A 17,740-nucleotide genomic window follows, 5' to 3' on the forward strand; every position below is an offset into this window, starting at 1 on the left:
TTTTCTTTTCTTTTATTGACAAGGTTATTTCATATTTGTTGCACCTAAAGCGTTTCCGTCTATATCTTCAAAGCCAAATCCACCCATATCTGGCGCAGCTAAAATGTGGATGTCAGTCGTTTGGACACCGTGCTCGGCTAAAAATTGATGAAAGCCTTTTAGATCCTCAACATATACGTCAATTACTCCATGGCGAATGCCCTTTGATGTATTTAAGAAGTGAAGCCGTTTATCATCCTCTGTTTTCACGAGATAAAATGATGGAGCCGTATCAGTTTGAAAGTTGAGCATGGCATCTTCGTCAGATTGATGCATGACGTTCATCCCTAAATGCTTTTGATACCAAGAGCTGGCTCTAGCGATATCTTTCACTGGAATTTCAATTGTCGCAACACTTTGTATTTGCAAGATTGGTTTCATCCTTTCTTCACTCTTCTTGTCGCTTGTTGAAGCGGGTCCCACACACTGTTAAATGGCGGTGCGTAGCTTAAATCTAAATCCTCAAGATCGGTTACGGTGAGACCTTGGTATAATGCAGTTGCCGCTACATCAATTCTTTTATCGACACCGCTTTTCCCAATGGCTTGAACACCAAGTAATGTGCCATGGTCACTTCTGTAAATCAGTTTTATTTTCATTTCTTTCGCGTCTGGATAATATCCTGCATGATCAGTACTGTCAATCGTGATAACAGAGAAGGGAAGTCCTTCTTCTTTTGCTTCTGCCGCCGAAAGTCCTGTTCGTCCAGCTGTTATATCCATGAATTTCATGATAGAAGTGCCTGTGACACCTTGAAACCTTCGTTTCTTTCCTGTCATATTGAATCCAGCAATTCTTCCTTGTTTGTTCGCAGTTGTACCTAACGGGATATAGTCATGTTTTTTTTTCAGCCGATGATAGGTTGCGGCACAGTCGCCAGCAGCATAAATATCGTTCAAGCTTGTTTGTAAATACTCATCTACGACAATTGCACCATTGTCTAGACGTTTGATGTTTGTATTTTGTAGAAATGATGTTTGTGGTGTAACCCCTATGGCGATAATGACCATATCTGTTTGAATTGTTTGGCGATCTGTTTGAACAGCAGTGACTTTCGTTTCACCTATCAAGCCTTGGACTGTTTCGTTTAACACGACTTCAATCCCTTTTGCAATCGCTTCTTCCTTGATGAGCGTAGCCATGTCCTGATCAAAGCCTGGTCCGAGCTTTGACCCACGTTGAATAAGGTGAACGTTTTTGCCTAACACTTTCATGTTTTCAGCCATTTCTAATCCAATATAACCGCCACCTATTATAGTAATGTGTTTCACTTTTTCATTCAAATCATCTAAAATGGCAAGGGCATCTGGAATCGTTTTGAGAACATGAACTTGTTTTAGTGTGCTATCACTAAATTGACCAGTAATGGGACGAGCTCCTGTAGCAATCAATAATTGATCATATGCTTCTGTAAAGGGACGCTTTGTTTTCATATGAATGCCTGATACGATCTTTTCATCGGCATCAATATGTGTCACTTCATGCAATGGTCTTGCATCAATTCCATATTTTTCGCGGAACGTTTGAACACTTCTGGCAATCAGCTTGTCGTGATGATCAATCAGACCTCCAATTAAATAAGGAAGACCGCATTGTCCATATGAAAAAATGTCTCCTTTTTCAAGTGCAACAATTTGAGCTTTGGGATCCTCCCTGTATATTTGCATGGCACAGCTCATTCCAGCTGCATCTCCACCTATGATGACGTATTTCATTGCAAGTGCTCCCTTCTTTTTACCCAACTTCATTCTCTTATTTACCCTCTTTTTCCTGTTTTTAATGCCTCTTTTTTATGCAAATAGAAGTAAATTTTACATAAAAAATAAAGACAGCGCCTTCATTTTAAGCTACAATCTGGTTAACGTCTTTTTTTTGCGTCAGTTGGATAAGGATAGGTGGGAAAGACTTGAATCAGGATCGATTGAATTTTAATACACTTTATACACGCCATACAAGAGAGGCATGGGCAGCTCTTGGTGAACATATGCCCGTCTCTGTTTCAGAAGAAGAGGCAAGAGCACTGCAAGGATTAAACGATTATCTGTCACTTGAAGAAGTGCAGGATATTTACATACCACTCATTCGCTTTTTAACACTACATGTGTTTGCTGAAAAACAGAAGAATCAGCATGTGAATGCATTTTTAAACTATCCTCATAATGCGAAAATCCCCTTTTTAATTGGAATTGCTGGAAGTGTGGCAGTTGGTAAAAGTACAACAGCTCGTATTATTCAAACGCTTTTATCAAGACTTGAAGATGGGCTGAAGGTTAGTCTCATTACAACCGATGGTTTTTTGTATCCACAAAAAGAACTAAAAGATAGAGGGCTGATGGAGAAGAAGGGGTTCCCTGAAAGCTATGACGTGAAGGCACTGCTCTCATTTCTAAATGAACTGAAATCTGGTAAACAGACGGTTCGAGCGCCAGTATATTCTCATTTAACATATGATCGGCTTGATAATGTATATGAGACAGTGGAGGATGCTGACATTGTCATCATTGAAGGCATTAATGTGCTTCAATCGCCTGCGCTTGATGATCTAAAAGATGAGCCACGCGTGTTTGTGTCCGATTTCTTTGATTTTTCTATTTATGTTGATGCGGCTGAAAAGCAAATCCAATCATGGTATAAGGAGCGTTTCCGACTTTTGCGGGAGACCGCCTTCCAAGACCCTGCATCATTCTTTCATCAATTTAAGGATTTGACAGATGAACAGGCAGATCAGATGGCAACTTCTATTTGGAATACAGTGAACCGTCCAAATTTATATGAAAACATTTTACCTACGAAATATAGAGCGGATCTCATTTTGAAAAAAGGAGAGAGGCACAAGGTGAAAGAAATTGCGATTCGCAGAGTTTAACGTGGAAAACCGCTCAGGATGGATGAGCGGTTTTTTTATTGATCTGCTTTCATATTCATTTCGATGTTTGCTGCTGTTCTTTTTTTCAGTCGATAGTAGCCAATGGTTAAGAATGGTACACCAGCCAATGTAATGCACGAAATGACAGTGAAAATGGAAAGGGGATGCTCTGCACCAAAGAAATCAAGGCACATTCCACCTACCCAAGGCCCAAGTACATTTCCAAGCTGTGAAAACCCTATTGCTCCGAAATAAGAACCTTTGACATCTGGTTTTGCGATATTGTCCACAAATAGATCCATCATGGCAAACAGCAACACTTCACCTATAGTAAAGACGACAATGATGAAAGCGAGAGAGCCGAGACTTTGTGAAAATGCGATGGCAAATAGGCTCCCTGCAATGAGAACATTTCCAACGGTTAAAGATAAAACAGTGGAATACCGCTTGGCAACAAATATGATCGGGTACTGTGTGACAATGACCACCACCGCATTTAAGGATAAAAGATATCCAAATAGCTTCGGACCATCTTCAATCAGGGGAGAAGCCGATAAATATTGCGGAAGTGTCGAGCTTAGGTGCGAATAGCCAAACGAACATAAGGTGACCCCGACTAAAATGATCGTAAACACAGTATCCTTTTGGATGATCATGAGTGCTTTTTTAACACTGACTTTCTTCATGTTTTCTGGATTTGTGACAGGATGGCGCTTGAATTGCAGTGTCAGGATTATCCCGTAAAGGAAGTAAATAAAGGCAGCGACAAGAAAAGGGATCGTTGTTTTAGAAGAACCTAGGTATAGACCGAGCAGCGGTCCAAATACGACACCGATATTAATGGCTGTATACCTCATGTTAAAGACAAATAATCGAATGCTTGGAGGTGTGACATCAGACAATAAGGCTTTGGATGTTGGTTCGAATAATGCTCTACATAATCCGTTTAAGGCATTCATGAGAAAGAATACCCAGATTGCATCAGCGAATGCAAAGCCTGCAAACACCAATGTCCAGCCAAAGATTGAAATCAGCATGACCTTTTTTCTGCCAATTCGATCTGAAATATAGCCACCATAAAAGCTTGCGACGATTCCGATAAGCGAGCTGACCGCAATAATTAATCCTGCGGAAGAAGCTGTGGCTCCTTTTGCTTGTGTCAAATAAACAGCTAAAAATGGAATGCTCATTGAAGTGGCCATTCGACCAAAAATGGTTCCGATAATAATGGTCCAGCTCAAAGGATGTAAAGTGCGTAGGTTTTTTTTCATGCTGCTTCTCCTTGAGTTTGTAAGATGTTCCAATCATACATGAAAAATTGTGTGAATTAAATACACAATTGGATGTAGAGGTAGCGTGTTTGATTAAGAAAAGAGCCCTTGATTTGTGACATAGTCGTAAATGACATCTTCGATATGAATATGTAAATCTTCTTCTGGCTCGTCTTCCTGCCTAGTTCTTAGTGCTTCTATGAGTGCTGATGTTTCAAGGGGACTAAGGGGATGATTTGCAACATTTCGCCCGTATTGTCGCAAGCTTTGTCCGAGCATTTTTTCGAGTAGTCTTGCATCCATAGTGGTTTCTCCATTTCAGTTTTATCTTTATTCTACTACTCTTCTAAAGATCAAAACAGTCTGCTTTCTGCTCAACAGCAACAATTTGTTCGAAAGAGAGAAATAGGATATCTTCATCATTCACCATTTTGAGACATTGATTTTCATAATGAATGGTTTTGATCCATCCCCAAAATTGCTGTTTCTTGCCTAATGATACATAGGTTATCAAAATGGCTTGATCCTCGGCAATGGATTGAGTAATCAATAGGTTCATTTCCTCAAGCTGATCATAACTAGGGATCGGAGGAGCATATTCTTTTTCTCTACGTTTTTGATCTAGCAGTTGCTCGCGGTGTTCTGGCAACATCATTCGGCTTGATTCCCACATGATGTTATATCCTGGTGTTAGTTTATTGGGATTCACGTTGTTTCACCTCAGTTATTTATAATGACCACCAATTTTTTTGGCCCGATGGTAGGCTTGGCCCGCAGCTGTAAGAGAAGAAGCATGTAGCAAAGCGGCAGGACCATATTTTAGATGAATGGCATCAAATACTTGGCTTAGTTGTTCTTTTTTTTGATGAGCGTCAAACAATGTTAATTGATACTGCCTGTCAGATTGCAATTGAGAAAGGGTAATACCGACACTGCGAATAGGCTGACCATCCCAGTGCTGTTTGCATAACTTCATCGCCGCCTCAGAAATATCTGATCCAAACTGTGTGGGTGAATGAAGTTTGATTTGACGATGAAATCCTGTCGGGTGTGAGAAGTCAGCCCCTCTGACTCCAACTGAGACTGTTTGACCGATATAATGTTTAAATCGAGCACGCCTTGCTACTTCCTCACTCAGTTCAAGTAACGCAACTTTAATATCGTCAAATGATTCATAGTCATGGGGGAGTGTCATATGGTGACCAATCGCCTTTTGTTGGTCATGAGTGTCAACAGTGACAGGTGACGGATCGCACCCTAATGCTGTTCGCTGAAGTACTTCACCATTTATTCCCCAGCGCTTCTTTAAGAGGTCTGGTGGATAGGTGGCAAGAGTACCAATCGTGCTAATTCCCATTCGTTTCAAATGATGCTCCATCCGTTTGCCGACGCCAAACAGCTTTCCAATCGGAAGTGGCCATAAATCAAGAGCAATACGATCTGAGCTTAACTCATAAATACCTGAGTCATTTTTCTTAGCAAAATGATCACAAGCCATTTTAGCAAGCACTTTATTGGGACCAATACCCACCCGAGCATAAATACCAGTTTTATTCATAATAGCTGTCTGTATTTTTTCTGCTATCACATGAGATGATCCGAATAGCTTCATACTGCCTGTAATATCAAGAAACTGCTCATCAATCGAGTACGGTTCGACAAGGTCGGTATATTGTTCAAGTAACTCGGTAATCATGACCGATACATCGAGGTAACGTTGCATACGTGGGCGTACAACAACAGCTTCTGGGCACTTAATTTGGGCTTCCCATAACCTTGATGCATTTTGCACACCACATTTTTTTGCAAGCGGGCATGCCGCTAAAACAACGCCACTTCGTCGCTCCGGATCACCAGAGACAATGAGTGGTATATTTGCTAAGTGCGGGGATTCAACCTTTTCAACAGATGCATAAAATGACTGCATATCGACCAAAAGAATTGTTTTTTTCACCATTTGTCTTCACCTCTAGAACGTATGTTCTGTTTTTATTGTAACCAAAGTGAATGTAAATAGATACTGGTAAATCATTCATTTCATGAAAGAAAGAGATAAGCAAGGGAGGGGGAGAAGAAGAATCCTATGTTAAAACAAAAAAGACGAAATGCAGGTACATTTCGTCTGAGTAAAGCATGTGGATAACTTAAATGTGAGCCACAGTTTGGAGAGTTTGAAGATGTTCAGAACGCAGGCGATAAGCCGTTACCTTTTTCTTAGGCTTATGTGTAAACTGACGAACAACATCGACATGATCATCATAATTAAAGAGGTAAAGTGTGATATCCTCTTTTCCTAATTTTGTTTGAATGACAAGCGGAGTTGGACCTTCCTTCGGATGAAGGAAACGCTCCTCATCTCCAGGATAAATATAATAGCGCTCGATAAAGATCGCTTCGTTAAAGTCACGAATCACTTGGGATTTTTCATGATCATCAAGACTTTGACCATCAAGTGTAATGTTTGCGTGATCGTTCTTCACTTTTGCATGCACTTCAAAACGACCAAGCAACCGTTCAACAACACCAGACGGCAAAGAAGTGACCAAAATTTTCAAAAGGCTAAAAATAACAAGTGAAATGATTGCCCACATCAAAATACATCATCTCCAATAGACATTCTAAAGCTTTCTATACCTATACTAACACAAGATAACAATTGATTTTTTGCATGAGCAAAGAACTTTTTGAAATAAGTGTGAAACTTTTAGCTCTACGTCTAACAAGGAGAAGTGTAGAGCACGAGGCGCTTGCTTTACAAGTAATGCATGAGGCAGGTACACTAATTAAAAGTAAATATTAAAGTCCATTAGCTAAAAAAGCCAATGAATCGGTTGAATAAAAAGGAGCGGGGCCATGATGATACGTCAAGTGGAGCCATCGGATTTTTATGCCGTTACATCAGTCATAAAAAGTTGGTGGGGCGGTCGAGATATTCGTGCTAAACTGCCAAAACTATTTTTTGAACATTTCCAGCAAACAAGTTTTGTTGTAGTAGAGAAAGGGGAACTCATTGGTTTTTTAGTCGGCTTTCTATCACAATCTCATTCAGATGAAGCCTACATTCATTTTGTAGGTGTACATCCAGATCATCGGAAATTAAAGATAGGAAAAATCCTGTATCAAGCCTTTTATGATGTGGCAAAACAGGAAGGGAGAACAACCATTAAAGCGGTAACAGCACCTGTAAATAAAGTATCAATTGCCTATCATGCAAAATTGGGCTTTCAAATTGAAAAAGGGGATAAAACTGTAGAAGGAATCTCCGTGTTTTCAGACTATGATGGAATAAATGAAGACCGTGTTTTATTTGTGAAAAAGTTAGAGGCGATGTCATGATTGTCAATTTAGATCAAACAATAGGAGATGTAGCAAAGCAGATCTTACATATCCAACTAGCTGCATACCAACAAGAAGCTGAACAAATTGGCTATGCCGATCTTCCACCATTAAAAGAGACCATTCAAGATGTAATGAAAGCAAAAGAGCAATTTATTGGTTTTGAGCAAAAGGGAATCTTACTAGGTGTTGCCTCTTATGAAGAGCAGAAAGATTATTTGATCATGAGTCGATTGGCTGTGCATCCAAAAGCGCTAAAACAGGGTATTGGAACAAGACTTATGTCTACAATTATGGAGAAAAATGTCCCTATAGAACTGACCACAGGGCAAAAAAACACCCCTGCAAAAAGGCTATATGAAAAGTTAGGATTTCTTGAAACAAATGTGATTCATGTTGCAAAAGAGCTCACCTTATCAAAAATGAAATGGACACCGAGGCGAAAGGTTGAGGTTGTTGAATTCAAAAAAGAATGGCATGAAGAATTCCATCGGGAAAAGCAGCGACTCAAGCAAATCATTCAAAAGAGCTGGATAGAAGGACATCATATTGGTAGTACGTCAGTTGAAGGACTTGTTGCCAAACCAATTATTGATATCTTAATGGAAGTAAGTCATATAAAAGAGATCGATAGAAAAAGAGAGAGCTTTGAACATCTTGGGTATCAAGCGCTAGGTGAAAATGGCATAAAAGGGAGACGTTTTTTTCAAAAGGGTGGCTTGAATCGTACGCATCATGTCCATGTTTATGAGAGAAATCATCCTGATGTGAAAAGGCATTTATTGTTTCGAGATTACTTAAGGGCCCATCCAGAACGAGCTGTAGCGTATGCGTCTGTCAAGGAACAATTAGCAAATCAGTATCCGGAAGATATACAAAGCTATATGGCAGGAAAGAATGAAATCATAAAAGAAATAGAAAATGAGGCATATCGCTGGGATAGAGAAGGAAGAGAGGAAGCTCTTAAATAAGCTACCTCTTTTCCTCGTTAATTAGGAAGCTGAACATTGCCTTTTACAATATAGGCCTGTGAAGCAGCAGTAGATGGAAGAGCGGGTAATTTATCCTTTACTATGACCCCTCGGATATCTGTGATTCGAACAGGAAGAGATTCAGATCCCATGTTAAAGCCAAGGAAATGATTGTAGTCTGTCTTTTCCATGTTCACCCATTTCCCATCTTTGTAATAGTCCATTTTCATAATCGGATATTTATGATTGCGCACTTGAATCGCTGCCCACCACTCACTGCTACCTTCTTTTATTCTGTAAGCTACATTTCCGCTAATCGGTGCTTTTATAATTTTCCAACTAATTAGGATTTTTCCATCTGCCATATTACCGATTTTGGCAAAGGCATTATGAGAAAGATCAAGTGCTCCTTTTGCTCCTTCTGGATATTTATCGGTCACATACACAACGGTTTTTCCTTTTGGACCCTTTACTTCAAGGTAGGCCCCTGCAAGTGCCGCATTTACCCCTTTATAGTTATAATCATGGGGATTTAAAGCCGTAATTTTCATGTCAGATGGAATAGGATCTAATAATGCGGCTCCCCCTGAGTAACCAGATCCCGTATAAGTCGCATAGCTTTCTCGTACTTCATCAAGAATAGATGCCGCTTTCATGTTTGGCACAGCGAAACTCAACATCAATATCAATGCCCCGATGAAGCAGAGAGATAATCTCTTTTTCATGATCATAAAACCTCCTGTTTGTTCTTTTTAAATGGTAGCGTCATCAGTATAATTCTAAAAAACAAGAAGCAGAAAGAGTCAATAGATAGATATAATCCTAGTGAGAAGAGCGTGTATTTCAAAGAATATGACTTTCGGCTTTAGTCGTGTGTCATGTTTTGTGGTGTTTTATGTGTTACAATGTAAGCATCAATTTAAAAAGGATGTTCGCCATGTATATTCACATCACAGAACTGGCTAAAACATATATAGAAAAACAGCAAACAGGAAACGAGACTAAGGAATTACTGCTTCGCTACGATTCAGAAGGTTGTGGCTGTGCAGTGAGTGGCGTACCAATGCTTTGGTTAACAAGTGAAAGAACAGGTGAATGGGAACAGCTTGATAATAGCCAACATTTAAAACTATATATACACATTGCACAAAAGGTATTCTTTGATGAGGAAATGACCATTGATTTTAATGAAAAAGCCAATACATTGATGCTGAAAAGTCCTCAGCAAATACTCAGTCCAAGAATGGGCATACTTGTAAAGTAAGGTGGAAACGTAGTGGATCAGAAGCTTAAAGTGATACAAAACACGGCACAAAATAAAACATGGGTGTCGTTTTTAAACCAAAATCATCCATATAGTCTTTTACATTGGTCGATAGGCGGAATGGATTCAGTCAAAAAAGATGTATGGTTGCTTCAGGATGAAGTGACATTTGAAACGGAAGAGTTTTCAAGTCTTGAAGTGGCAATTGATTGGATTAAACAGAATATGGAGCATGTAACAGATGTTTTGTAAAAGAGCCCTAATTGCAGAGGGCTTTTTTTATTGGGATCATCATCTAATAAAATGACGATCTTGTCCAATCTATAAAAATTCGTTTTCTAAAAGAAACATCCCATTATATGTATCTGAAATCGCCAAAATGAAGTGATTTCACATGTCTATGGTTGATCCATGAATGCCTCAAAAATAAGGTATATAAGTCGTCAATTGCGGGATACCGAAAACTTTGCAAAAAACGACTTTTCATATTTCTTCCATTCGAGGAAATATGATAGAATACAACATGTATCGTATATGGGAAGGGAGGTGCTAAAGTGAATTGAAGCTCAAGCTGTCATCGCCGCGGGTTGGAATAAAAATAAACGAATGGTATAAGCATATTTGCGGGTTTCATGTCATTGCAGCAGAGAAACTGAAGGCTGAAATTGAGCAGGAAATCCTTGATATGGAGCAGGATCAAAACTTACTTCTCTATTATCAGCTGATGGACTTTAGACACAAAGTCATGCTTGAATATTTTGAGCCTGTTAAAAAAGCCTCGAATGATGGCGAAATCAAGAAAATGCTTGGAATGATTGAGAATTCCCAAACGAAATTGACGGATATGCTTGAATACTATGTTCATTTTTTCAGAGGAATGTTTGAATTTGAACAAAGAGATTATTTGAGCGCGATTGCTTATTACCGTTCAGCAGAAAAAAAGCTCAATCTCATATCAGATGATATTGAAAGAGCCGAATTTTATTTTAAATTAGCAGAAATCTACTACCACATGAAACAAACCCACTTTTCGATGCACTATGCTATGCAAGCGCTTGATATGTATTCTGCCTATACAACGTATTCGCTTAGAATCATCCATTGTGAATTTGTGATTGGCGCAAACTACGATGATTTAAAATGCTATGATCATGCATTGCCCTACTTCAAGAATGCTCTTCAAAGAGCACGTTCAATCGGAAACCCTCGAGTGATAGGTTCGGCCCTTTTCAACTTAGGCAACTGTTATTATCAAATGAACGACCTTGTAACTGCAAGTCGTTATTTACAGGATTCTCTCGATGTTTTTGAAAAGGAAAATTTAACCCATCTGAATCGCTCTTTAGACCCACTATTTATGCTTACACAAATCCTATTCAAACAGAAACGGATAGATGAGTCATTAGCTCTCTATCAAAAAGGTATTATAAAAGCTTGTGAACTGGAAGATGAAGTGTATATTTGCAAATTCCAGTTTTTAAAAGCCTTATATATTGATGTTGAAAGTAAAATCATAGACGATACATTGGACCTGTTGGAGGACAAGCGCTTATACCCAGACATTGAGGAATTGGCACTTGATGCCGCTCATTATTACAATGAGCTTGGCTTATTTGAGGCATCTACTCGTTTTTATGAAAGAAAAATCCAAGCGATTTCAAAAATTAAAAATGGAGGTCATTTATATGAAAATGAGTTTGATAGTTCTTTTATTGGTAGCAACTGCAGGGTTATCGGTCATGAGTCAGCAACAATCGGAAGAGAGCCACAAGGAGCTAGCGGGCAGACATCATACCACAGTGGTGACTACCGCATAAGCTAATAAACCATAAAAAAGGAGAAGGAACCGGTGGTTCATTCTCCTTTTTGTTCATTTATCAAGACTGTATTCGTTAAAAAATGATCAACAACTTCTTCGTAGAGCTCTTTATTTTCACTGTATGACATAGCATGAGCACCATATGGAGCGATAAATAATTTCTTGTCGCCTTTTTTTCGCTCATATAGTTTTTCACTTTGTTCACAAGGAATATAGTCGTCGTGCCGGCTATGAATAAACAAAATGGGCTTCTCTACTTGATCAATGACGTCAAGAGGAGCTACTTGGTGAATGCTATAACCGTCTCTCCATTTCAAAAAGCGATCAGCCACCGGTACAATCCATCGGCTCGATAACTTAAAGTCAGTCTTTAATCGATAAATTAGCTGATCTTCAAACGTTGCAAATGGGCAGTCAGCTATATAAAAGTCCGCTTTTGCCTCTTGTTCGGCAGCGTACAGCAGGGTTGTCACAGCTCCCATCGATTCTCCGTGTATACCAATCATGGTATCTTGTCCTGTTTTTTTCCTGAGCCATTTGACGACTTGCGCTAAATCTTCCTTTTCATAAAAACCGTAACTCGTGGTTTTTCCTCCGCTCATTCCATGTCTTCTATGATCGTATAACAGAACATTCCAACCTAATCCATGAAATAATTTCATATATTTAACGGAATTAATTAAGCTGACGGTCACCCCGTGACAAAGAATTATCGTGCGTTTCGTATCATGTGGTCCAACAAAAAAACCGTGTAGATCATACCCGTATTGAGAAGGAATACGTACCTTTTCTTTTTTGAGGCGTGTGAAAGCTTGATGGTCATAATGACCTTCATCCGTTTCACGTTTTACTAGCTCATCAGTTGTCAATTTGCGAATATACATGATTTTATTGGTGAAAAATATGCCCAGTGCCGCAAGTGGAAATAGCAGTATAGCGAATGCAACAATCCATTTCTTCATCAATCGTGTTCTTCCTTTCGAGTTGGATGCTTTGGTTTATCATACCACATATTAGGAAAGAGACTACCTCCCTTGCTCAATAAAAGTAGCTGATGATACACTAGTAAAAAAGGAGCGGGGTAAGATGAAGAAAACAAACCAAGATCACGCAAAGCTGAAGGATGGTCTAGATGAAGATTTAAAAAGCAAGCTTCTACATATGAAACAAGAGTTAACCGAAGAAACAGAGAAAAAGGAAGAAGCAAAACGAAAAGAAGCGATTCAAAGGCAGAAAGAAAGAGAAAAAAATAAAAGTTTTGCCGAATTGCTAGATGAAAGCAAATTGGACTGGACAAAATATAAACATTAAAAGAGAGATCATGACGCGATGATCTCTCTTTTTGTATGATGATTACGTGCGATGAGTTTCATATAAATGTTGTTTCGCGAAAAATTTTAAGGCTTTCCATTCTTGATCATTTAACGAACGTGCATCGGCTACGTTTGCATTCTCTTTTAACTGTTTAAGTGAACTAGCCCCAAAGACAACAGAGCTGACAGTAGAATGTTTTAAAATATATTGAACAGCAAGTTCTGTTAGCGTTAAATCATAAGCTACGTTTGTCAGCGTAGGAATTATTTCTTTTAATTCTTCAAATGAATAGGAGAGATAACCATTCTGTTTGATGGTGCTTTTTGCAGCGGTAAGCGGTCTCTCCGTTAAGAGTCCTGAAGCAAGCGGTCCCCTTGCTACAACACTAATGCCTTGTTCATCAAGAAGTGGAAACCACTCTTCTGGCCGGCGATCAAGTAAACTAAATTGCATCATCACACTAACAATGTTTGATTTTTTTGCGTACTCTTTTATCACATTCGGGCGAATAGAAGAAATACCGTAATATCGAATAACACCTTCTTTCACAAGTTCTTCAAATGCTTCAATTGTTTCATCAATTGGATCTTGAATGGTACCGCCATGAAGCTGGTATAAATCAATATAGTCCGTTTGTAGTCTTTTGAGACTGCTTTTGACAGCTTCCTTTATGTACGTTTTTGAAGGGTCCCAATTCCAGCCTGGTTTTCCTTTTTCAAAGCGGTTTCCTGCTTTTGTTGCCAAAATAATATCGTGTCGTCTATTCTTAATCGCTTCTCCTACAATTTCTTCATTAGTTCCAAAATTATATAAATCAGCTGTATCAAAATAGTTAATACCAAGGTCAATCGCTTCATCTAGTATTGAAAGAGCCTTCTTCTTATCTGTGCCGATTGACATACAGCCTAAAGCAACTTCACTGACAAGTAATTCAGATGCTCCAATTTTTCTTTTCTTCATCCAATTCACACTCCTATCTCTTTCACATTATGACAAATAAACAAGGAATTCAAGCGATTGAGTGATGTTGCGAGGATTTGTGAAGCCTAGTCATCCTTCGCTTCCTATAAATGATCTATGATAAAATGTATAAAGAAAATGGCTAAAGCAAAATGAGGAGATGACATCATTTGAAGGATTTTGAAGAAAAAACAATTGCCTCCAAGGAGATTTACAAAGGGAAAATTATTGATTTAATAGTTGAAGATGTTGAACTGCCGAATGGAAAGAGCGGCAAACGAGAACTGATCAAACATCCAGGAGCTGTTGCCGTTATTGCACGAACAGCAGACAAAAAAATCATTCTCGTGAAACAATACCGCAAAGCATTGGAACGAGCAATCGTTGAAATTCCAGCGGGAAAATTGGAACCAGGCGAGGAGCCACAGCATACTGCACTGAGAGAATTAGAAGAAGAAACAGGATATACGACGAATCACTTAGAAAAACTGACGGCTTTTTATACATCACCTGGATTTGCAGATGAGATTGTACACGTGTATGAAGCAAATCAATTACTACCTCTTGAAGAAAAACGAGAACTTGATGAGGATGAATTTGTCGAAGTCATGGAGGTTTCTTTAGAAGAAGCATTACGCCTAGTAGAAAAGCAGCACATATATGATGCGAAAACCGTTTATGCCATTCAATATTTACAGCTTAAAGAGGCGCAAGCATCATCAAAATGAAAGACTTTTTCGCAGATGTTCATATCCATATTGGCAGAACGAGAACTGGCAGAGCAGTCAAAATCACAGGCGCAAAGACTTTGACGATTGATCAAATTTTAATTGAAGCATCAGAAAGCAAAGGCATGGGGATGATTGGTGTAATTGATGCCCAATCACCTGAAGTACTAGAGGAACTAATGGATGGTGTGAATGAAGGACGTTATGTGGAGCTTGCAGATGGTGGCTTATCGTTTGGAAAAACGGTTCTGCTTCTTGGAAGTGAGCTTGAAATCAACGATGAATGCTCAAGTGGGCCGATTCATGTGTTAGCCTTTATGCCAACACTACGAAAAATGGCTACTTTTTCATCATGGCTTTCACTTCATATGAAAAATGTACATCTTAGTTCACAGCGTCTTTACGTCGATGGCAAAACGCTTCAGTATAAAGTAAAGGAGCTGGGAGGTTTATTTATTCCAGCACATATTTTCACACCGCATAAAAGCCTATATGGAAAAGGTGTAAAAACATCCTTGACGGAAGTATTTGACCCAGATTTAATTGATGCAGTTGAGCTTGGACTTAGTTGTGATACATCCATGGCATCCCAGCTAAGTGAGCTTAATCGCTATCCGTTTTTAACGAATTCGGATGCGCATTCCCTTGGGAAAATTGCTAGAGAATACACCAAAATTCGCATGCAACATGCATCATTTACTGAATTTCAGCTAGCCCTGCAAGAAAAAGAGGGAAGAAAGATTACAGGAAATTATGGCCTGGCTCCTCGCCTTGGAAAATATTATCACACTACATGTGAAAAATGTGGAACAACACCTGCTCATGGAGCAGAGAGCTGTCTATCGTGTGGACATTCACGCTTTACCAAAGGGGTCAGTGAACGTTTAAAAGAACTAGCTGATCAAAAAAATCAGTCGAATCGTCGTCCTCCGTATATCCATCAACTACCGCTACAATTTATTCCTGGGGTTGGTGCAAAGACACTGCAAAAGTTAAAAGCAGCATTCAAAACCGAAATGAATATTTTGCATCAAGTAACAGAACAAGAATTGCAAGCAGTGCTCCCGCAGAAAACAGCCGGACTCATTGTGAGAGCAAGAAAAGGTGAGGTCAATCTCATCGCAGGTGGAGGCGGCATATACGGTAAAGTCGATGTAAGTGGGGGATAAATACATGGAATGGACGTGCCAAACATTTGAGCAATTGTCAAAAGAAGATCTGTACGCCCTTTTAAAAGCAAGGGTCGATGTATTTGTTGTTGAACAAAAATGTCCATACCCTGAAATGGATGAAAAAGATCAAAAAGCATTTCACTTAATAGCGAAAGAAGACGATGACATTGTCGCATATTGCCGGATTTTTCGGAGCGGGATTGTCTATGAAGAAGCATCAATCGGTAGGGTGCTTGTTTCCAGTACTGCACGTGGGAAAGGCTACGGTGAAAGATTGATGAAAAAAGCTTTACAAAAGCTCAATGAACTGCAAGAGCATCAAGTGAAAATACAAGCTCAAGCTTATTTAGAGACATTTTATCAATCATTTGGCTTTGATACGATATCAGATGTTTATGATGAAGACGGAATTCCTCATATTGATATGGTCAAAAAAGAAAGATAGGCGAATTCCGTCTATCTTTTTTCTATTTGTTCATGTATGATAACGAAAATGAAAGGGGTTTTGAGAGATGGCAAAAAGTAAAGCGAAGAAAAAACGAGATCATTTACACAGACAACAAAACCGAAATCCTGAACAATCAAGAGGAATTGCACCGGTGTTTAGCACACATACAAGGACTACAAAAACAAAACGGGAAGCATTACAAAGGCTCGCAAATAAACATAAAGACAGGAATGCTTATGATCACAGGATGAATGATCATAAGCATTTTTATTTTGTCTTTTTTACGATTTATATGTAAATAAAATGGTAAAAACGAAAAAACAGGACAAACGGAGGATTCTTTTTGTCTAAAAATGTAGTTAAATGACAAAAAAGATATAAATAGGGAGAGTGAGTAATCATGAAAATGAGGACACTTGGAATTGGGCTTTGTATGGCAAGCATGATCTTCGCAACTGTGACTTTTGGAGGCTCTACCGCTTCGGCAAAGAATCAGACCAAAAAAGAGTATTTAATTGGTTTTTCTTCTTCTGTCCATAAAAAAGAACAACTTGTACAAGAAGCTGGCGGTCATGTAAAAGAAACCATTCAACAAGTTGATATGATGAAGGTATCATTGAATGAGGCATCTAAAAAAAAGCTGGAGCAATCAAAAGACATTACATTTATTGAAGAAGACCAAAAGGCGAAAACAAGTGGTCAAACGATTCCCTATGGCATTAAGAATATCAAAACAAAGAAAGTACATAAACAAGGCTATGCCGGTCAAAATGTCAAAGTCGCAGTGCTTGATAGCGGGATTGACCGTACGCATCAAGATTTAGAAGTGGCGGGAGGCGTGAGTTTTGTACCTACTGAGGCAGACCCGTTTGTTGATCCACATCAGCATGGAACACACGTATCAGGAACGATCGCAGCACTAGACAATAAAGTAGGTGTCGTCGGTGTGGCACCGAAAGCTTCGATTTATGCGGTTAAAGTAGCGGATCAAGATGGAGACGGCTATTATAGCTGGATCATCAAAGGAATTGAATGGGCAATTGAAAATGATATAGATGTCATCAATATTAGCATGGGTGGTGCCAGCGAGTCAGCAGCGCTAAAAGAAGCAGTAGATACTGCTTATGAAAAGGGTATTCTCATTGTAGCTTCAGCTGGTAATGCGGGTAGCTACGGGTCACTCAATACAATTGACTACCCAGCAAAATACAGCTCTGTGATCGCGGTGGCTTCTGTTGATAATAAGACACAAAGAGCCTTTGATTCTTCAGTTGGTGAAGAGGTTGAAATTTCAGCGCCAGGAGTAGCAACTTTAAGTACAATTCCAGGCAATGATTATGGTTACAAAAGCGGAACATCAATGGCATCCCCACATGTCGCAGGTGCAGCAGCCGTTATTCTATCAAAATATCCAGGCTTAACAAATGAAGAAGTACGAAAAAGGCTGAGTCAGACAGCGACAAAATTAGGAGATCCTTTTTATTATGGATCAGGTCTTATCAACTTACAAAAAGCAGCCAAATAATGGATGGTCAAGAGAAGGAGAAAGTGT

22 protein-coding genes are annotated in these 17,740 nt (G+C 39.1%); 12 read left to right on the forward strand and 10 right to left on the reverse strand.

The features are described 5' to 3' along the window. Positions 1–24: 24 nt before the first annotated feature. Positions 25–408 (reverse strand): VOC family protein, encoded by a 384-nt coding sequence (locus ACQKEZ_RS03560; protein WP_427298856.1) that lies wholly within the window; start codon positions 406–408, stop codon positions 25–27. An 8-nt stretch (positions 409–416) separates the two neighbouring features. Continuing rightward, positions 417–1,754 carry a CoA-disulfide reductase gene (locus ACQKEZ_RS03565; protein ID WP_427299320.1) on the reverse strand — a complete coding sequence of 446 codons (1,338 nt, stop codon included), beginning with the start codon at positions 1,752–1,754 and terminating at the stop codon, positions 417–419. A gap of 191 nt (positions 1,755–1,945) precedes the next feature. Here ACQKEZ_RS03565 and coaA point away from each other — a divergent pair, with 191 nt between their 5' ends. Further along, positions 1,946–2,905, forward strand: coding sequence for a type I pantothenate kinase (gene coaA, locus ACQKEZ_RS03570; protein WP_427298858.1), 960 nt, complete (start codon positions 1,946–1,948; stop codon positions 2,903–2,905). A gap of 35 nt (positions 2,906–2,940) precedes the next feature. Here the strand turns inward: coaA and ACQKEZ_RS03575 are convergent, their stop codons facing one another. From ACQKEZ_RS03575 to ACQKEZ_RS03595, 5 genes are all read right to left on the reverse strand, one after another. Beyond that, a complete protein-coding gene (locus ACQKEZ_RS03575; protein WP_427298860.1) occupies positions 2,941–4,176 on the reverse strand; it encodes an MDR family MFS transporter in 1,236 nt (411 codons plus the stop codon). Between the two features lie 93 nt (positions 4,177–4,269). Continuing rightward, on the reverse strand, positions 4,270–4,479 hold the full coding sequence (locus ACQKEZ_RS03580; RefSeq protein WP_427298862.1) for a YqzH family protein: 210 nt from the start codon (positions 4,477–4,479) through the stop codon (positions 4,270–4,272). Positions 4,480–4,522: 43 nt separating this feature from the next. Continuing rightward, a complete protein-coding gene (locus ACQKEZ_RS03585; RefSeq protein ID WP_427298864.1) occupies positions 4,523–4,885 on the reverse strand; it encodes a YolD-like family protein in 363 nt (120 codons plus the stop codon). Between the two features lie 15 nt (positions 4,886–4,900). Next, on the reverse strand, positions 4,901–6,133 hold the full coding sequence (locus ACQKEZ_RS03590) for a DNA polymerase IV (RefSeq protein WP_427298866.1): 1,233 nt from the start codon (positions 6,131–6,133) through the stop codon (positions 4,901–4,903). Between the two features lie 187 nt (positions 6,134–6,320). Continuing rightward, positions 6,321–6,770 (reverse strand): YfmQ family protein, encoded by a 450-nt coding sequence (locus ACQKEZ_RS03595; protein WP_427298868.1) that lies wholly within the window; start codon positions 6,768–6,770, stop codon positions 6,321–6,323. A 262-nt stretch (positions 6,771–7,032) separates the two neighbouring features. Here ACQKEZ_RS03595 and ACQKEZ_RS03600 point away from each other — a divergent pair, with 262 nt between their 5' ends. Next, a complete protein-coding gene (locus tag ACQKEZ_RS03600; protein ID WP_427299321.1) occupies positions 7,033–7,512 on the forward strand; it encodes a GNAT family N-acetyltransferase in 480 nt (159 codons plus the stop codon). Beyond that, positions 7,509–8,483 carry a GNAT family N-acetyltransferase gene (locus ACQKEZ_RS03605; RefSeq protein ID WP_427298870.1) on the forward strand — a complete coding sequence of 325 codons (975 nt, stop codon included), beginning with the start codon at positions 7,509–7,511 and terminating at the stop codon, positions 8,481–8,483. The genes ACQKEZ_RS03600 and ACQKEZ_RS03605 overlap by 4 nt, the downstream gene beginning before the upstream one ends. A 17-nt stretch (positions 8,484–8,500) precedes the next feature. Here ACQKEZ_RS03605 and ACQKEZ_RS03610 read toward each other — a convergent pair whose 3' ends face one another. Next, complete coding sequence (locus ACQKEZ_RS03610) at positions 8,501–9,208, reverse strand: expansin EXLX1 family cellulose-binding protein (RefSeq protein WP_427298872.1); 708 nt, start codon at positions 9,206–9,208, stop codon at positions 8,501–8,503. 212 nt (positions 9,209–9,420) lie between these two features. Here ACQKEZ_RS03610 and ACQKEZ_RS03615 point away from each other — a divergent pair, with 212 nt between their 5' ends. The 3 genes from ACQKEZ_RS03615 to ACQKEZ_RS03625 all read left to right on the forward strand — a co-directional run bounded on the left by ACQKEZ_RS03615 (position 9,421) and on the right by ACQKEZ_RS03625 (position 11,569). Then, complete coding sequence (locus ACQKEZ_RS03615) at positions 9,421–9,747, forward strand: iron-sulfur cluster biosynthesis family protein (protein ID WP_427298874.1); 327 nt, start codon at positions 9,421–9,423, stop codon at positions 9,745–9,747. A gap of 12 nt (positions 9,748–9,759) precedes the next feature. Then, positions 9,760–9,999 (forward strand): DUF2552 family protein, encoded by a 240-nt coding sequence (locus ACQKEZ_RS03620; protein ID WP_427298876.1) that lies wholly within the window; start codon positions 9,760–9,762, stop codon positions 9,997–9,999. Between the two features lie 307 nt (positions 10,000–10,306). Next, positions 10,307–11,569 (forward strand): tetratricopeptide repeat protein, encoded by a 1,263-nt coding sequence (locus tag ACQKEZ_RS03625; RefSeq protein WP_427298878.1) that lies wholly within the window; start codon positions 10,307–10,309, stop codon positions 11,567–11,569. Between the two features lie 32 nt (positions 11,570–11,601). Here the strand turns inward: ACQKEZ_RS03625 and ACQKEZ_RS03630 are convergent, their stop codons facing one another. Then, entirely contained in the window at positions 11,602–12,528 is a 927-nt protein-coding gene (locus ACQKEZ_RS03630) for an alpha/beta hydrolase (RefSeq protein ID WP_427299322.1), read from the reverse strand. Positions 12,529–12,652: 124 nt separating this feature from the next. Here ACQKEZ_RS03630 and ACQKEZ_RS03635 point away from each other — a divergent pair, with 124 nt between their 5' ends. After that, on the forward strand, positions 12,653–12,877 hold the full coding sequence (locus ACQKEZ_RS03635) for a YqkE family protein (RefSeq protein WP_427298880.1): 225 nt from the start codon (positions 12,653–12,655) through the stop codon (positions 12,875–12,877). 42 nt (positions 12,878–12,919) lie between these two features. On the opposite strand, the gene ACQKEZ_RS03640 is transcribed toward ACQKEZ_RS03635, so the two are convergent. Continuing rightward, positions 12,920–13,840, reverse strand: coding sequence for an aldo/keto reductase (locus ACQKEZ_RS03640; protein ID WP_427298882.1), 921 nt, complete (start codon positions 13,838–13,840; stop codon positions 12,920–12,922). A 170-nt stretch (positions 13,841–14,010) separates the two neighbouring features. Here ACQKEZ_RS03640 and ACQKEZ_RS03645 point away from each other — a divergent pair, with 170 nt between their 5' ends. The 5 genes from ACQKEZ_RS03645 (at position 14,011) to ACQKEZ_RS03665 (ending at position 17,713) form a co-directional block, all read left to right on the forward strand. Beyond that, positions 14,011–14,568 carry an NUDIX hydrolase gene (locus ACQKEZ_RS03645; RefSeq protein WP_427298884.1) on the forward strand — a complete coding sequence of 186 codons (558 nt, stop codon included), beginning with the start codon at positions 14,011–14,013 and terminating at the stop codon, positions 14,566–14,568. Further along, entirely contained in the window at positions 14,565–15,737 is a 1,173-nt protein-coding gene (locus ACQKEZ_RS03650) for a TIGR00375 family protein (RefSeq protein ID WP_427298886.1), read from the forward strand. The genes ACQKEZ_RS03645 and ACQKEZ_RS03650 overlap by 4 nt, the downstream gene beginning before the upstream one ends. A 4-nt stretch (positions 15,738–15,741) precedes the next feature. After that, positions 15,742–16,185, forward strand: coding sequence for a GNAT family N-acetyltransferase (locus ACQKEZ_RS03655; protein WP_427298888.1), 444 nt, complete (start codon positions 15,742–15,744; stop codon positions 16,183–16,185). Between the two features lie 67 nt (positions 16,186–16,252). Continuing rightward, positions 16,253–16,486 (forward strand): hypothetical protein, encoded by a 234-nt coding sequence (locus ACQKEZ_RS03660; protein ID WP_427298890.1) that lies wholly within the window; start codon positions 16,253–16,255, stop codon positions 16,484–16,486. Between the two features lie 102 nt (positions 16,487–16,588). Next, positions 16,589–17,713, forward strand: coding sequence for a S8 family peptidase (locus tag ACQKEZ_RS03665; protein WP_427298892.1), 1,125 nt, complete (start codon positions 16,589–16,591; stop codon positions 17,711–17,713). Positions 17,714–17,740 lie beyond the last annotated feature (27 nt).

This window comes from Bacillus sp. NPDC077027, from assembly GCF_050269555.1.
In the GTDB taxonomy this organism is placed as follows: domain Bacteria; phylum Bacillota; class Bacilli; order Bacillales; family Bacillaceae; genus Bacillus.

Coding starts and splice junctions, on each gene's coding strand:
- ACQKEZ_RS03605 (WP_427298870.1), top strand. CDS start 7,509: ATGATTGTCAATTTAGATCAAACAATAGGAGATGTAGCAAAGCAGATC.
- ACQKEZ_RS03630 (WP_427299322.1), bottom strand. CDS start 12,528: ATGAAGAAATGGATTGTTGCATTCGCTATACTGCTATTTCCACTTGCG.
- ACQKEZ_RS03580 (WP_427298862.1), bottom strand. CDS start 4,479: ATGGATGCAAGACTACTCGAAAAAATGCTCGGACAAAGCTTGCGACAA.
- ACQKEZ_RS03600 (WP_427299321.1), top strand. CDS start 7,033: ATGATACGTCAAGTGGAGCCATCGGATTTTTATGCCGTTACATCAGTC.
- ACQKEZ_RS03660 (WP_427298890.1), top strand. CDS start 16,253: ATGGCAAAAAGTAAAGCGAAGAAAAAACGAGATCATTTACACAGACAA.
- ACQKEZ_RS03640 (WP_427298882.1), bottom strand. CDS start 13,840: ATGAAGAAAAGAAAAATTGGAGCATCTGAATTACTTGTCAGTGAAGTT.
- ACQKEZ_RS03655 (WP_427298888.1), top strand. CDS start 15,742: ATGGAATGGACGTGCCAAACATTTGAGCAATTGTCAAAAGAAGATCTG.
- ACQKEZ_RS03635 (WP_427298880.1), top strand. CDS start 12,653: ATGAAGAAAACAAACCAAGATCACGCAAAGCTGAAGGATGGTCTAGAT.
- ACQKEZ_RS03665 (WP_427298892.1), top strand. CDS start 16,589: ATGAAAATGAGGACACTTGGAATTGGGCTTTGTATGGCAAGCATGATC.
- ACQKEZ_RS03615 (WP_427298874.1), top strand. CDS start 9,421: ATGTATATTCACATCACAGAACTGGCTAAAACATATATAGAAAAACAG.
- ACQKEZ_RS03565 (WP_427299320.1), bottom strand. CDS start 1,754: ATGAAATACGTCATCATAGGTGGAGATGCAGCTGGAATGAGCTGTGCC.
- ACQKEZ_RS03590 (WP_427298866.1), bottom strand. CDS start 6,133: ATGGTGAAAAAAACAATTCTTTTGGTCGATATGCAGTCATTTTATGCA.
- ACQKEZ_RS03650 (WP_427298886.1), top strand. CDS start 14,565: ATGAAAGACTTTTTCGCAGATGTTCATATCCATATTGGCAGAACGAGA.
- ACQKEZ_RS03610 (WP_427298872.1), bottom strand. CDS start 9,208: ATGAAAAAGAGATTATCTCTCTGCTTCATCGGGGCATTGATATTGATG.
- ACQKEZ_RS03575 (WP_427298860.1), bottom strand. CDS start 4,176: ATGAAAAAAAACCTACGCACTTTACATCCTTTGAGCTGGACCATTATT.